This is a genomic window from Bradyrhizobium sp. SZCCT0231 (genome assembly GCF_018130245.1).
GTDB classification, from domain to species: domain Bacteria; phylum Pseudomonadota; class Alphaproteobacteria; order Rhizobiales; family Xanthobacteraceae; genus Bradyrhizobium; species Bradyrhizobium japonicum_F.
In genome coordinates this window covers 294,635-308,258 of the sequence record NZ_JAFCKP010000005.1, presented here as the reverse complement: position 1 = coordinate 308,258, position 13,624 = coordinate 294,635, and the positions used below count along the sequence as shown (strand labels likewise).

Sequence of the window (13,624 nt, the reverse complement as noted above, 5' to 3'; positions counted from 1 at the left end):
GGTGGAAAATCTCCAGGAGCTCCTGCACGGCTTCACCATTGCGGTCACAGTGCCGCATCTGCTGCTGATGGCGGTCGGCGTGCTGCTCGGCATTCTCGTCGGCGTGCTGCCGGGGCTGGGCGCGCCGAACGGGGTGTCGCTGCTCTTGCCGCTCACCTTCGGCATGCAGCCCGTCTCGGCAATCATCCTGCTCTCCAGCATGTATTGGGGCGCGCTGTTCGGGGGCTCCGTGACCTCGATCCTGTTCAACATTCCGGGCGAGCCGTCCTCCGTCGCCACCACCTTCGACGGCTATCCGATGGCACGCGACGGCCGGCCGACCACGGCACTCGCCACCGCCTTCGGCTCGGCGGCGTTCGGCGCGCTGATCGGCGTCATCCTGATCACCTTCCTCGCATCCTGGGTGGCGCAGGTCGCGCTCGCCTTCGGGCCGCCGGAGTATTTTGCGGTCTATTTCCTGGCCTTCGCCAGCTTCGTCGGCATGGGCGGCGCGGCGCCGATCAAGACGGTGGTGGCGCTTGCGATCGGCTTTGCCATCGCTGCCATCGGCATCGATACCGTCTCCGGCAGCGTCCGCCTCACCATGGGGGTCGACGAGCTCGTCAAGGGCGTGAGCTTCGTCGTCGCGGTCATGGGCCTGTTCGGCATCGGCGAGCTGCTGGTCGCGGTCGAGGAGGAGTTTCATGCTCGCGCCGTCTCCTCGAAGATCGATTGGCGCGAGGTGTTTCGCGCCGTCGGCCGCCTGCCGCGCCACAGCGTTGCGTTGCTCCGCAGTGCTGCGATCGGCTGCTGGATGGGGATCACGCCGGGCGGCCCGACCGCGGCCTCCTTCATGAGCTACGGCATCGCCCGCCGCTTCTCCCGCCGCGGCCGGCATTTCGGCACCGGCGAGGTCGAAGGCATCATCTCGCCGGAGACGGCCGACCATGCCGCCGGCACCAGCGCCCTTCTGCCGATGCTCTCGCTCGGCATTCCCGGCTCCGCGACGGCCGCCGTGATGATGGGCGGGCTGATGATCTGGGGTCTCAATCCCGGGCCGATGCTGTTCGTCGACCAGAAAGACTTCGTCTGGGGCCTGATCGCCTCGATGTATGTCGGCAACATCGTCGCCGTCGCGCTGGTGCTGCTGACCGTCCCGGTCTTTGCCGCCCTGATGCGGATTCCCTTCGTCGTCATCGCACCACTGATCGTCATCATCTGCGTCGTCGGCGCCTATTCGGTGTCGAACTCCTATCTCGACGTCGTGATGATGCTCGGCTTCGGCATCGTCGGCTATCTCTTCAAGAAGCTGTTCTATCCGCTGGCGCCGCTCGTGCTCGCGATCGTGATCGGCGACAAGGCCGAGGATGCGTTCCGCCAGTCGATGCTGCTCTCGAAAGGGTCGCTGGGCATCTTCTTCGCAAACAAGCTGGTGACGTGCCTGATCGTGGGCGGCATCGCGCTGCTGCTGCTTCCGCTCGCGTTGCAGCTCGCGCGCCTGCTGCGCAAGCCCGCGCCATCTACCGATGGGACCGCAGTCCAGGAAAAGGTGATCATATGACCGCAAAGCCGCTCATTGCACTCGCGATGGGAGATCCCGCCGGCATCAGCCCGGAGCTGACGGCAAAGCTCTTGGCGCAGGATGAAATCCGGGCGCGTTGCCGCATCGTCGTGATCGGCGACCGCCGCATTTTCGACGAGGGCGCGCGCGTTGCGGGCGTCGAGCCGGACCTGACCATGGTGGAGCAGGGCGCCGACCTTCGCATGGCGCAGGGCGATGGATTGTTCGTCGATCTCCGCCACCTCGATCTCCGAGAGGTCGAGCCGAAGACCGCGACCCTTGCCGGCGGAAAATTCGCACTGACAAACTACCGTCACGCGCTCGAGCTCGGCCGCGACGGCCGCGTTGATGCCGTCTGCTTCACCCCCTTCAACAAGCAGGCGATGCGGCTTGCCCGCGCCGAGTATGACGACGAGATTGCGTTTTCTGCGGAAGTCGTCGGCCTCAAGACGCCGGCGAGCGAATTCAACGTGCTCGACCGCCTCTGGAACGCGCGGGTCACCTCCCATATTCCGCTGAAGGACGTCGCTGCAAACCTGTCCGGCGAACGCATCCACCGTGCGCTCAAGCTGACCGATGCCTGCATGCGCAACGCCGGCTTCGCCCGGCCGCGCATTGCGGTCGCGGGACTCAATCCGCACGCCGGTGACGGCGGCAATTTTGGTCGCGAGGAGATCGATGTGATCGCGCCCGTGGTCGCGGCCGGGCAGCGCGAGGGCATTGCCGCGGAGGGGCCGTTTCCGGCCGATACCGTGTTCCTGCGCGCCAAGGCCGGCGCCTTCGATGCCGTGCTGACGATGTATCACGACCAGGGCCAGATCGCGATGAAGCTGATGGGTTTTGATCGCGGCGTGACCTTGCTCGGCGGCTTTCCATTCCCGATCTGCACGCCGGCGCACGGCACCGCGTACGACATCGCGGGACAAGGCATTGCATCGATCGGCGCCAGCCGCGCCGCGCTGCTGCTCGCGGCGGAGATGGCTGCGCGGCACGGCGCTAAAGCATGATGAGATGAGGCTCGATCGCGGCGCCGACGGAGGTGCAGTCCCACCCGCGCAGGGTTATCGCATTTGAGAGCGTCTCCCTGCGCCATCCTTCGAGACGCCCCGCCTCTACCGTTCCGGAGCGAGCCGCGAACCGCCGAGACGGCGATATTCTGCAAGAAAATGATCGTTCGGCAGACTGCCGTCCGCGTTGCGGGAATATTCCCTCTTCAAGCCATTGAGAAAGAACATTTCGTGTGTGCGCGCGTGCTTGGCTACGATGGGGCCGCGCGAGTGCAGCTCGAACAGCCCGTGGACGTGTCCGGCTACGGTCTCCGAGACGTTGATGTGGCCGGCGACCCCGAAGGCTTCCATGAACCACGCGGTGTTGACGGCATCGCCCCAGATGTCGAAGGTCATTCTGCGGTTGCCGACGACACCGGAAATGACCGGTCCCGTATGGATCCCGATGCGCAGCTGCAGGGTGTGTTCGCCGATTGCTTCGCACTGCGTCCTCAGATGGTCGAGCCGCGTCCGCATCTCCAGCGCCGCAAGGCAGACATCGATCGAGTGCCGCCGGTCGGGCGAAATAACGCCCGCAACCGCCATGTAGGCATCGCCCATGGTCTTGACTTTCTCCAGGCCATAGCGGGCGCCGATTTCGTCCAGGGTCGAGAAATATTCGTCGAGGAGATGGATGAGGCTGGCTGGCTCGGTCCGTTCGGCCAGCTGCGTAAATCCCTGAATATCCGCGAACAGAATGGTGGCCGACCGGGTGTATTTCGGCTGAACTCTGCCTTGTTGCGTCAGCTCGTCGGCGATCGGCGCCGGCAAGACGTTGCGCAGCAGTTCCTCGGCACGCGCTCGCTCGGCGGCGATCTCGAGGCGTGCCTGTTCCAACTGCCTGATCGTCTGGTGATTTTCGATCAGCTTCCGGCGCAGTTCCAGTTGGGCGAGCACCTGATGCGACAACATTCGCAGCGCCTCTGTCTGCTCGAAGGAAAGCTGCCTGGGCTCGAAGTCCATCACGCAAAGCGTTCCGAGTGCATAACCTTCGTCGGTAATGAGCGGCATGCCGCAATAGAATCGACGGGGCGGTGTCAGCGAAACCATCGGGCTGTTTTCAAAGCGCGGATCTCGCTTCAGGTCGGGAATGACGAGCAGCTCGGTGCCGCAAATCGTCGTTGTGCAGACGGCAGTCTCACGCGGAGCATCGGTGACTTCGGCCGGCAGGCCGTATCGTGCCTTGAGCCAGCGCCGGTTGTCGTCGATAAAGCTGATATACGAGACCGGGCAGCCGCAAATTTGCGCCGCGAGCTCTGTGATTTCGTCGTAAGCGGCTTCCGGCGCGCTATCTACGATGCCGAGCGCGTGCAGAGCGGCCAACCTCTCACTTTCATTTGTGGGTGCCAATATCGGCATGTTGGCCTCCGCGACGGAGAACCTCGGATGGGTCCCGCCCAATGTAAATCGGGCGGTCGCAATTCCGTTCATTTGGGGCGTGCTGGCCGCACGACAAGTGGCGTTTCAGCGGGGGCCTGAGCCGGTTCCACCATCGATCAACGTATGGGCTCACATGCTTGTGCACGGAACTCCACGGAGGGCCGCGGAGGGGAGCATCCCGCTGGACGACGACGCATCGATAGCGTGACGATCGTCGGTCTCCGCTGGCAGGTCTGACACTACTTCGCGAGAGGCGTCGTCAACTCCTTGTCGTTCGTGTCGACCACGAACACGGCAAGCAGCTTCGCAGGCTCGGTGTCGCTGGCGTTGGCGCTCACGGCATGGCGATCGCCGGGCTTTTCAAAGAAGTTCTCTCCCTTGTGAAAGACCTTTGCGGGGCCGTCATTGAGCTGGCTGCGGATCGCGCCTTCCAGGACCGTGGCATAGATGAAGGCGGAGGGCGCGTGGATGTGGGCGGGCGAGGAGCCTCCGGGACCGTACTCGACCAGAACACCCTTCATGCTCTTGCCCGGGACGTTCGGCAGCGCCTGGTCGAACACGACCGACACTTTCGCCGATCGGGCCGCCGGCTCGGCTGCATGGGCCGTCAGGACAGATGCGGCATAGACCGCCGCTGCGATCAACAATCTGCGCATGGGATTTCCCTCATTGCCGGAGCTGGAGTGATGACTGCACCGCCGGAGCCTCAGAGGCTCACGAGCCATGTTGCGAGCGGCGTCGTCCCGAGCCGCGCCTCGCCGAGCGGATTCAGCGATGTGTCGTCGATGGGGGCGCCGTAGTACGGCGCCTTCGGATCTCCGATCACGGGACGTGTGTCGCCGGACGCCTTCAGGCGGCGTGCGATGAATTCATTGAAGGGGGCCTTCTCAGGGCCAGCGATATCGATCGTGCCGTTGAGCGGCCGGCCGGTTGCGACCTCCGCGAGGCGATCGACGACGTCGTCGGCCGCGATCGGCTGAAACTGAGCCGTGGGAACGACGATCTTCCCGTCGATCACGCTTGTCTCGGCGATGGCCCCGAGGAATTCGAAGAACTGGGTGGCGCGCACGATCGAGTAGGGGACCGAGGCGGACTTGATGATGGTTTCCTGCGCCAGCTTGGCACGGAAATAGGCGTTGTCGGGCGAGCGGTCGGTGCCGACGATCGAGAGCGCCACGTGATGCTTCACGGCTGCTGCGGCCTCGGCCGCGACGAGAGTCCTGCTCGAACGTTGAAAGAACTCGAGCACGGCAGCCGGCTCCCAGGACGGCGCGTTGGCGACGTCGACGACGACATCCGCGCCTGCCAGCGCCGCGGCAAGGCCTTCCCCGGTCACGGCGTTCACGCCGGATTTCGGCGAGGCTGCCACAGCATCATGGCCGTGCTGCTTGAGCTTCGCCACGAGCCTGGACCCGATCAATCCGGTTCCGCCGATCACGACGATCTTCATGGCATGTCTCCTCGGGATTGCGGAGCGCGAGATGATCGAAGCCAACCGGAACTCGCGCCTCTCACGTCGATCAATGTGATGCGAAGCGACTCTAGCCGACCCATGGCGCAGGCTCTTGCCTGTAACGGGCGTACCTTGCCGGAAAATGCTGCCAGCGTTTTGCCCGACGTGTCAAAATGTCTTGATGGACGCAAGGCGGCGAACAGGCCGTCGAAAAACGCCAATGAAAACAACCTTCAGGCTACTGTGCATGGGGTTGTTTTCGCGAGTTTTGGATTGGATGGGCGACCGTGTCCGATTTCGGGAAGGCGGCCGCTGCTTGCTTACGCCGCGCAGACGATCACGCCGTACCAGCCGAGCCCGCGATAGGTCTCGTAGCCCGGGGTGGCATGGAATGCGACCAGCGCACCCGTGCGTTCCTGATAGAAGCCGGAGCGCTGGCCGTTCAGCGAGATCGAGATGCGTTCGCTGAGGATGCCCTGGCCGTCGGAGGCTGCGATCACGCGAAAATTCGAATCGACCAGCAGCACACGCGCCTTGTCGCTGTCGCCGACGCGCACGCCCTGGACGATGGCGCGGGCCTGCGGCTCCCAGTCGAAATGGATGGCGAGGACGCCGATCGGCGCGCCATTGGCCTGGCCGCCGGCGCGGACGCTGGCGCAATAGGTCGCGACCTGCGCATTGCCGAGCAGCGGCTGGTTCTCGACGTCGCCGGCGACATAGTCGTCGCCGGAGCGCAAGGATCGCGCCTCGCGAAACCATTTGGTGTGGGCGACGTTCTGGCCGACCACGCGAAAACGGTCGGCGCGACCGTTGGCGATGACGTTGCCGTCGAGGTCGCAGAGCCAGAGATCGAGATAGACGGTGTAGGCCCCCAGGATCACGCCCAGCCGCTGCGAGGCATGGGAGACGGCCGCAGCGCCAGGCGAGGCCGCGCAATCGACCACGGCAGAGTCGGTCGCCCACCAGCGCACGTCGCAGGTGCGTTCATAGAGATTGCGGTCGATCAGCTCGATGGCGTTGAGCGACAGGTCGACCATCCGCTCGCCGCGGGAGCGCTGGCTCATGCGCTCGATCGAGGCGACGAGATCGCCCGTGCGTTTCGTCAATTGGGTCTCGAGCTCGCGGGCGATGGTCTCGACCTGCTGGCCGACGCCGCGCACCTCCTGCGCCACCACCGCAAAGCCCGCGCCTTGCGCGCCGGCGCGCGAGCTCTCGATCAGCGCGTTCAGCGCCAGCATCTTCATCTGGTTGGTGATCTGCTGGATCGACTTGGTCTTGTCGACCGCGATCTGGTTGACCTCCGCAGTGAGGCGGTTGATCAGCGCGGAGATGTCGGAATCATCGTCCGCAGGTTCGGTGGCAATCGGCTTGGCTTTCAGACCCGGCGCAGCAGACATCGGGGACTTCCCTTGGCAATGAGGTCTGATCTGCAATGAACCCGGGACAACAACTTACAGATCGAATACGATTCTTTTTCGAGGATTCCGCCTAACGCCTGCTTAATTTGCTGTTCGGCGGAATGCCTAAATGATAGTCACTTCGGCCCGCCGGCCGGCCATCCACCGCTTTGTGTGGCCCGGCCGTTGCAAATCGCCGGACTTTCCCGGCCAATCCCCTAAAAGCCAATCCTGGGCCGCCAGCGTGATCGCCCGGAGCCATAGTTCCCAACCGATAGCCTCGTCATGACGCCGCCTGCCACAGCCTTGCCCGTCGAAGCGCCCCAGGCCTTCCTGGGGGTGGCGCGCTCGCTCACCGACAAGCTCTGGCGCGACAGGCTGGACGGGCGCGGGGCGGCGAAGGCGCTGGCCATCGTGCAGCAGCACCAGCTGCCGGAGCTGCTGGCGCGCGTGCTGGCGGGTCGCGGGATCGACACCGACGCCGTTACCGACTTCCTCGATCCGACCATCCGAAAGCTGCTGCCGGATCCCTTCACCGTGACGGAGATGGAGGCCGCCGCCAAGCGGATCGCGGATGCGGCGGCGAGGGGCGAGAAGGTCGCGATCTTCGGCGACTACGACGTCGACGGCGCGACCTCGGCGGCGCTGCTGGCCTGGCACCTGCGCCACTGCGGGCTCGATCCGCTGATCCACATTCCCGACCGGATTTTTGAGGGCTACGGCCCGAACGTCGACGCCGTGCGGGGGCTTGCGGCAAAGGGTGCGACGCTGCTCGTCACCGTCGACTGCGGCACCACCAGCATCGAGCCGCTCGCCGAGGCCAAACGCCTCGGCATGTCCGTGGTGGTGATCGACCACCACCAATGCGGCCTCGATCTCCCCGATGTCGATGCGCTGGTCAACCCGAACCGCCCCGATGATCTCTCCGGCCTTGGCCATCTCGCCGCCGTCGGCCTCGTGCTGGTGACGCTGGTCGCGGTCAATCGCGAGCTGCGCCAGCGCGGTTTCTGGACGAGCGAGATGCCGGAGCCCGATCTGCTCGGCATGCTGCATCACGTCGCGCTCGGCACGGTCGCCGACGTCGCGCCGCTGATCGGCCTCAACCGCGCCTTCGTCGCCAAGGGTCTGATCGCGATGCGTCGGCGCGACCATGTCGGCCACACCGCGCTGATGGACGTGGCGCGGCTCAACGGCCCGCCGGAGGCCTGGCATCTCGGCTTCATGCTGGGCCCACGTGTCAATGCCGGCGGTCGCATCGGCCGCGCCGATCTCGGCGTGCGGCTGCTGCTCGAAGGCGACAGCGTCGAGGCGGCGCGGATCGCGGCCGAGCTCGACCGTCTCAACAGCGAGCGCCGCGTGATCGAGCAGGCGGCCGAAGCCCAGGCCGAAGCCGAGGCGCTGGCGTCGATCGGTTTCGAGGACAAGCTCGGCGTCATCGTCACGGCCTCCGAAGGCTGGCATCCGGGCGTGGTCGGCCTGGTTGCTTCGCGCCTGAAGGAGAAGTTTTCGCGGCCTGCCTTTGCCATTGCACTGGAGCCGGGCGGCATCGGCACCGGCTCGGGCCGCTCGATCGCCGGCGTCGATCTCGGCAAGGCGGTGCGGCAGGCGGTTGCCGACGGCATCCTGCTCAAGGGCGGTGGCCACGCGATGGCCGCGGGTGTGACGCTGCGGAAGGAGAAGCTCGCCGAATTCCGCGCCTATCTCGAGAACGCGCTGGCGCGCGACGTCGCCGAGGCGCGCCACGTCAACGAGCTCTATATCGACGGCGCGGTCTCGGCGCGCGCGGTGACGACGGAGCTGGCGACGACGCTCAACCGCGCCGGTCCCTTCGGCAGCGGCAATCCGGAGCCGGTGTTGGCGCTGCCGGCGCATCAGCTCGTCTTTGCCGACGAGGTCGGCCAAGCGCATCTGCGCCTGCGTTTCAAGGCGGGTGACGGCGCCATCGTCAACGGCATCGCATTCCGTTCGGTCGGCCAGAAGCTCGGCAATGCGCTGCTCGCCAATCGCGGCCAGCAGATGCATGTCGCGGGCTCGCTCTCGGTCGATCGCTACCAGGGCGCCGAGCGCGTGCAATTCCGCGTCGTCGACGTCGCGCTACCGGATCAGGGGCCGTCCGTGATTAGATAGCGCATGATCCGGAAAAGTGCGAAGCGGTTTTCCGACAAAGATCATGCGCCAATAACGGCCTCGAACAACAAAAAGAAAGGGAGTGAACATGGCAGGGCAGGTTGAGGGCAAGGTCGCACTGGTGACGGGCGGCGCCTCCGGCATCGGCGAGGCCATCGCCGAGCTGTTCGCGCGCGAAGGCGCCACGGTCATCGCGACCGACATCGACGAACTGAGGGGCCCCGAGCTCGCCAGGCGCATCACCAAGGCCGGCGGCAAGGCGATCTTCCTGGAGCAGGATGTCACCAGCGAGGAGCGCTGGATCGAGGTCGCCGCTGAGGTCGGCAAGCGCTACGGCCGGCTCGACGTGCTCGTTTCCAATGCCGGCATCGGCATTTCCGTGCCTTCGATCGTCGACATGACGCTCGCTGACTGGCGCAAGCAGAATGCGATCAATCTCGATGGTGTGTTTCTTTCGGTCAAGCACTGCCTGCCGTTGATGCGCAAGACCGGCGGCGGCTCGATCGTCATGATGTCCTCGCTGGCGGGTTTGCGCGGCTCGCCGGGATTATCGGCCTATTCGGCGACCAAGGGCGGCGTGCGGCTGTTCGCCAAATCGATCGCGATGGAGTGCGCGGCGGCGGGCGACGGCATCCGCGTCAACTCGGTTCATCCCGGCATCATCGATACGCCGATCTGGGGCAAGATCCCGACCGGGGCGACCGGCGCCGGCCAGAATGCTCCGATCGATCCGGAGGAGCGCGCCCGTGTCGTCACTCCATTGGGCCGCGCCGGCCAAGCCGCGGAGATCGCCTCGGGCGTGCTGTATCTCGCCTCCGAGGCCTCGCGCTATGTCACCGGCATCGAGCTCGTCATCGACGGCGGCATGAACGCGGGCGGGGTGCCGCGGCGGGCCTGAGCCGCGCAGGGCAGGGTGGCGGTCGCAGGGGCTGACGCGCAGGCGCAGCCCCTGTACAACACGGGGCAGCTCCCGACCGACAGAGGTTTCCTTCGCCATGGCGCATAGCCTCCATTCGTCTTCTTCCTCGCCAGCGCCGTTCCGCTCGAACCGGCCGGACCTCGCCACCGACGCGATCCGCACCGCGCGCGAGGATCTTGCCGCCTGCTTCCGCATGGCGGCGCGCAACGGCTTCGAGGAGGGCATCTGCAACCATTTCTCGGCCGTCGTGCCTGGTCATGACGATCTCTTCCTCGTCAATCCCTATGGCTACGCCTTCCGCGAGCTGACTGCGTCAAAGCTCCTGATCTGCGATTTTCATGGCAACGTGCTCGACGGCGAGGGTGTGCCGGAGGCGACTGCCTTCTACATCCATGCCGAGATGCACAAGCGCCTGCCGCGCGCCAAGGTCGCCTTCCACACCCACATGCCCTATGCCACGGCGTTGTCGATGACCGAGGGCGATCCCCTGATCTGGGCGGGCCAGACCGCACTGAAATTCTACGGCCGCACCGCCGTGGATCGCGACTACAACGGCCTCGCGCTCGACAACCGCGAGGGTGCGCGCATCGCCTCCGCCGTTGGCGATGCCGACATCGTCTTCATGAAGCATCACGGCGTGATGGTGCTGGCGCCGACCATCGCGGAAGCTTGGGACGATCTCTATTACCTCGAGCGCGCCGCCGAAGTGCAGGTGCTGGCGATGTCGACGGGGCGGAAAGTGCTGCCGGTGGATCCTGCCGTTGCGGCCGAGACCTACAGGCAGATGCGCGAGGGCGACTCCGAATCCGCGCGGCTGCATCTCGCCGCCATCCGCCGCCAGCTCGATGCGGAAGAGCCGCAATACCGGCACTGACCACGGTGTCATTCCGGGGCGCGCGTAGCGCGAGCCCGGAATCCATCGCGCAGCAAGCGACGCGGTGGAATGGATTCCGGGCTCGCGCCAAGTGGCGCGCCCCGGAATGACGGCGGGAGAGGGTGTCGGCCTACGACCCCTGCCGCAGCTTGGCCAGCACCTTCAGCCCGCCATAGCCGTCCGCCGGCGTGATGCCGGCGCGCTGCTGAAAATCCTTGACCGCCTTCATCGTGTCGTTGCCGACGCGGCCGTCGGTGCCGCCGGTATCGAAGCCGGCCTTGGTCAGGCGCGTCTGCATCTCCTGCACTTCCGCGAGCGTCAGCGCGCGTTCGGAGCCGGGGAAGGGCTGGATGAAGGGCGGCGCGCCGAGACAGCGGTCGCCGAGATGGCAGATCGCCAGCGCATAGTTCATGGAAGGGTTGTAGCTCTTCACCGAGTAGAAATTCGGTCCCAGCAGGAAGGTCGGTCCGCCCGCAACCGGCGTCCACATCTGCGCGGATGCGTTCGGCTGCGGAAACGGTTGGCCGTCCGCGCGGGTGACGCCCGCGGTAGCCCAAGCTGCATAGGTCCGGCTGCCGCTCATCTCGCCGGGCGCACGCACCTCGTAGCCCCAATGCTCGCCGCGATGCCACTTGCCGCGATTGACGAGATATTTTGCGGTCGAGCCCAGCGCATCGTCGGGCTTGCCGAACGGCGAGACCTTGCCGTCGCCGTCATAGTCGATGCCGACATTGAGCCAGACCTCCGGCATCCATTGCGAATGCCCCATCGCGCCGGCCCAGGATCCCCGCATTTCATCCGGCGTGCTCCAGCCCTTGTCGACGATACGCAGCGCGTTGATCAGCTCGGTCTCCCAATAGGCCTTGCGCCGAGGCTCGTTCCAGGCGAGCGCGGCGAGCGAGGGAAACACCGGCCTCATGTGGTTCTGTTGCACCAAGGGATCGCCATAAGCGGACTCGACGCCCCACAGCGCCAGCAGCGTGCCGCGCTCGACGCCGAAATCGCGCTCGATGCGCGCGAGCAGCGCCTCGTTGCTCTTCAGCGCGATCTTGCCGTTGATGACGCGCCAGTCCGAGACGCGGCGGTTGATGTATTGCCAGACCTGCTCGTGGAATTCGGGCTGGTTGCGCATCTGCTTGAACACGCTCATGTCCGGCTCGACCCGTCCCATCGTGCGCTGCCATGTCGCGGCGGAAATACCTTTTGCCATCGCGCGTGCGCGAAAGCTCTCGCGCCATTCGTCGAAGCCCGGAGGCGCGGCGAGCGCGTGGGGCGGGAGTGCAAGCAAAGCGGCTGCACCGAGCGCCGACTGGAGCAGGGCCCGGCGCGTGCAACGGGGCGAGGAATCAGCGTGCTTCATGGATACATTCTAGCCGGAAACATGGCCCGTGTGAGTCGGTTCCTGGAACAGCAACGATGTGTGAATTCTGCCCGATTGCGCCGGCCGTTCCCGTCGGAACAAGTGTCGCATCTCCCGCATTCCCTCAACACCAGGAAGGAGGAAAAGTTTCGGCCGCGGGCCGGGGCCTGCCTTCGGTATGCAGTCTGTTCATCGAGAGATCGGGGTGGAATGAAGATACGCACGCATGCGGAAAGCCATGTCGTCGAACTCGACGACGGATCGCAATGGAAGATCTTTCCCGGCGACCTCGCGACCACGCTGAGCTGGAAGCCCGAAACCGATCTGCGTCTCGAGCAGAGCGGTGAGCGGGTGAATTCGCACGTGCTGGTCAATACCGCCGACCAGACCCGCGTGCGGGTGATCGCGGCCGACGAGACCTGGCCCGACGGCGAGGTCAAGAATGCGTTGAGGGGCGGATAGCCTAGCCCTCCTGCAACTCGGCCGCGATGCCGGCGAGCCAGCGGCGGATCGCAGTTTCCGCCTTGATATCCAAACCCCGAGCGAGGCGCTTTTCCAATTCGAGCACACGCTGTCGGCACGCTCTCAAAAGAGTCGCCCCGCGCGGCGTCAGCGTCCACTGCTGGATACGGCCGTGGACCGGATGGGGCGTCATCAGAATCGCGCCGTCGCGTTCGAGATTGCGGATGATGACGCCGACGGTCTGGGGTGTCAGGAAGGTGAGGCGGGCGACGTCGGCCCCCGACAAGCCCGGATAGGCGTTCAGCATCGTCAGCACCGCGAATTGCGGCGACGTCACGCCGAGATCGGCGAGAGTGCGTTCCATCGTCAGGCGAACCGCGGCGTGGGCCTGTCGCAACAGATAGCCGAGATAGCCCTGCTCGCCGCGCTTGCCTTCCCCGGGAGCGGGGACATGCACGGCACCGTCTTCAACTGCCTTTCGTCCCGATTGCGGTCTCGTGACGCCATTCGCCTTGCGTGCCATGTAAGAGCTCTTATAAGATATACGTACTCTTACAATAAGACGAGGTGAACGGCAATGTCACACGCCCGCAGCGAATATGAAGATTTCAAGCGGATCGCGCCCGATGCCTATGATCTGGTGCTGGCGCTGGGCCAGCTGGCGGCCAAGGCCGGCCTCGACAAGCAGCTGCTCGAGCTGGTCAAGCTGCGCGCCTCGCAGATCAACGGCTGCGCCTTCTGCGTGCAGCATCATGTCCTGTTGTCGGAACGGATCGGGGTTCCCGTCGACAAGCTCTATCTGGTCGCGGTCTGGCGCGAGGCGCCGATCTTTTCGTCGCGCGAGCGTGCTGCGCTGGCCTGGGCCGAGGCGCTGACCTGTCTGCCCGACGGCGTCAGCGAGGAGGTCTATGCCGAAGCGTCCCGTGAATTCTCCGAGACGGAGCTGACGTACCTGACGTCAGCGGTCGCCTCGATCAACGTCTGGAACCGCTTTGGCGCGGCGTTTCGCTGGACGCCTGCAAAGCGGCCGGTCGCAGCGGCCGCCGCTGCATCCTGATGGAGACAA

At 65.5% G+C, this 13,624-nt stretch carries 13 protein-coding genes; 7 read left to right on the top strand and 6 right to left on the bottom strand.

From position 1 onward, the window contains the following. Position 1 precedes the first annotated feature (1 nt). Together JQ566_RS16495 and JQ566_RS16490 are read left to right on the top strand one after the other, a co-directional pair. A complete protein-coding gene (locus JQ566_RS16495) occupies positions 2-1,540 on the top strand; it encodes a tripartite tricarboxylate transporter permease (RefSeq protein WP_212373497.1) in 1,539 nt (512 codons plus the stop codon). After that, the gene (locus JQ566_RS16490) at positions 1,537-2,547 is read left to right on the top strand and encodes a 4-hydroxythreonine-4-phosphate dehydrogenase PdxA (protein WP_212373495.1); all 1,011 of its coding nucleotides are present in this window, start codon (positions 1,537-1,539) and stop codon (positions 2,545-2,547) included. Before JQ566_RS16495 ends, JQ566_RS16490 begins: the two co-directional genes overlap by 4 nt. 105 nt (positions 2,548-2,652) lie before the next feature. Here the strand turns inward: JQ566_RS16490 and JQ566_RS16485 are convergent, their stop codons facing one another. From JQ566_RS16485 to JQ566_RS16470, 4 genes are all read right to left on the bottom strand, one after another. Further along, on the bottom strand, positions 2,653-3,945 hold the full coding sequence (locus JQ566_RS16485) for an adenylate/guanylate cyclase domain-containing protein (RefSeq protein ID WP_212373493.1): 1,293 nt from the start codon (positions 3,943-3,945) through the stop codon (positions 2,653-2,655). A gap of 260 nt (positions 3,946-4,205) precedes the next feature. Beyond that, positions 4,206-4,622, bottom strand: coding sequence for a cupin domain-containing protein (locus tag JQ566_RS16480; RefSeq protein ID WP_212373492.1), 417 nt, complete (start codon positions 4,620-4,622; stop codon positions 4,206-4,208). Positions 4,623-4,672: 50 nt separating this feature from the next. Beyond that, positions 4,673-5,416, bottom strand: a complete 744-nt coding sequence (locus tag JQ566_RS16475; protein ID WP_212373491.1) for an SDR family oxidoreductase — start codon at positions 5,414-5,416, stop codon at positions 4,673-4,675. Between the two features lie 323 nt (positions 5,417-5,739). Further along, complete coding sequence (locus JQ566_RS16470) at positions 5,740-6,816, bottom strand: methyl-accepting chemotaxis protein (protein WP_212373490.1); 1,077 nt, start codon at positions 6,814-6,816, stop codon at positions 5,740-5,742. Positions 6,817-7,101: 285 nt separating this feature from the next. Here JQ566_RS16470 and recJ point away from each other — a divergent pair, with 285 nt between their 5' ends. The 3 genes from recJ to JQ566_RS16455 all read left to right on the top strand — a co-directional run bounded on the left by recJ (position 7,102) and on the right by JQ566_RS16455 (position 10,736). Continuing rightward, the gene (gene recJ / locus JQ566_RS16465; RefSeq protein WP_212373489.1) at positions 7,102-8,943 is read left to right on the top strand and encodes a single-stranded-DNA-specific exonuclease RecJ; all 1,842 of its coding nucleotides are present in this window, start codon (positions 7,102-7,104) and stop codon (positions 8,941-8,943) included. A gap of 88 nt (positions 8,944-9,031) precedes the next feature. Then, positions 9,032-9,841, top strand: coding sequence for an SDR family NAD(P)-dependent oxidoreductase (locus JQ566_RS16460; protein WP_212373488.1), 810 nt, complete (start codon positions 9,032-9,034; stop codon positions 9,839-9,841). Between the two features lie 97 nt (positions 9,842-9,938). After that, positions 9,939-10,736: an aldolase gene (locus JQ566_RS16455; RefSeq protein ID WP_212373487.1), complete on the top strand. Its 798-nt coding sequence runs from the start codon at positions 9,939-9,941 to the stop codon at positions 10,734-10,736. 130 nt (positions 10,737-10,866) lie between these two features. Here JQ566_RS16455 and JQ566_RS16450 read toward each other — a convergent pair whose 3' ends face one another. Beyond that, on the bottom strand, positions 10,867-12,096 hold the full coding sequence (locus tag JQ566_RS16450; protein ID WP_212373485.1) for a lytic murein transglycosylase: 1,230 nt from the start codon (positions 12,094-12,096) through the stop codon (positions 10,867-10,869). 210 nt (positions 12,097-12,306) lie between these two features. Here JQ566_RS16450 and JQ566_RS16445 point away from each other — a divergent pair, with 210 nt between their 5' ends. After that, positions 12,307-12,558, top strand: coding sequence for a hypothetical protein (locus JQ566_RS16445; protein ID WP_212373483.1), 252 nt, complete (start codon positions 12,307-12,309; stop codon positions 12,556-12,558). A 1-nt stretch (position 12,559) separates the two neighbouring features. Here the strand turns inward: JQ566_RS16445 and JQ566_RS16440 are convergent, their stop codons facing one another. Continuing rightward, positions 12,560-13,081, bottom strand: a complete 522-nt coding sequence (locus JQ566_RS16440; protein ID WP_212373482.1) for a MarR family winged helix-turn-helix transcriptional regulator — start codon at positions 13,079-13,081, stop codon at positions 12,560-12,562. A gap of 54 nt (positions 13,082-13,135) precedes the next feature. Between JQ566_RS16440 and JQ566_RS16435 the strand changes: the two genes are divergently transcribed. After that, a complete protein-coding gene (locus JQ566_RS16435) occupies positions 13,136-13,615 on the top strand; it encodes a carboxymuconolactone decarboxylase family protein (protein WP_212373481.1) in 480 nt (159 codons plus the stop codon). The last annotated feature ends 9 nt before the right edge of the window (positions 13,616-13,624 follow it).

What these genes read in the sequence shown, in the direction of transcription:
- JQ566_RS16435 (WP_212373481.1), top strand. Translation starts at nt 13,136, where the DNA reads ATGTCACACGCCCGCAGCGAATATGAAGATTTCAAGCGGATCGCGCCC.
- JQ566_RS16460 (WP_212373488.1), top strand. Translation starts at nt 9,032, where the DNA reads ATGGCAGGGCAGGTTGAGGGCAAGGTCGCACTGGTGACGGGCGGCGCC.
- JQ566_RS16480 (WP_212373492.1), bottom strand. Translation starts at nt 4,622, where the DNA reads ATGCGCAGATTGTTGATCGCAGCGGCGGTCTATGCCGCATCTGTCCTG.
- JQ566_RS16455 (WP_212373487.1), top strand. Translation starts at nt 9,939, where the DNA reads ATGGCGCATAGCCTCCATTCGTCTTCTTCCTCGCCAGCGCCGTTCCGC.
- JQ566_RS16445 (WP_212373483.1), top strand. Translation starts at nt 12,307, where the DNA reads ATGAAGATACGCACGCATGCGGAAAGCCATGTCGTCGAACTCGACGAC.
- JQ566_RS16490 (WP_212373495.1), top strand. Translation starts at nt 1,537, where the DNA reads ATGACCGCAAAGCCGCTCATTGCACTCGCGATGGGAGATCCCGCCGGC.
- recJ (WP_212373489.1), top strand. Translation starts at nt 7,102, where the DNA reads ATGACGCCGCCTGCCACAGCCTTGCCCGTCGAAGCGCCCCAGGCCTTC.
- JQ566_RS16470 (WP_212373490.1), bottom strand. Translation starts at nt 6,816, where the DNA reads ATGTCTGCTGCGCCGGGTCTGAAAGCCAAGCCGATTGCCACCGAACCT.
- JQ566_RS16440 (WP_212373482.1), bottom strand. Translation starts at nt 13,081, where the DNA reads ATGGCACGCAAGGCGAATGGCGTCACGAGACCGCAATCGGGACGAAAG.
- JQ566_RS16475 (WP_212373491.1), bottom strand. Translation starts at nt 5,416, where the DNA reads ATGAAGATCGTCGTGATCGGCGGAACCGGATTGATCGGGTCCAGGCTC.
- JQ566_RS16485 (WP_212373493.1), bottom strand. Translation starts at nt 3,945, where the DNA reads ATGCCGATATTGGCACCCACAAATGAAAGTGAGAGGTTGGCCGCTCTG.
- JQ566_RS16450 (WP_212373485.1), bottom strand. Translation starts at nt 12,096, where the DNA reads ATGAAGCACGCTGATTCCTCGCCCCGTTGCACGCGCCGGGCCCTGCTC.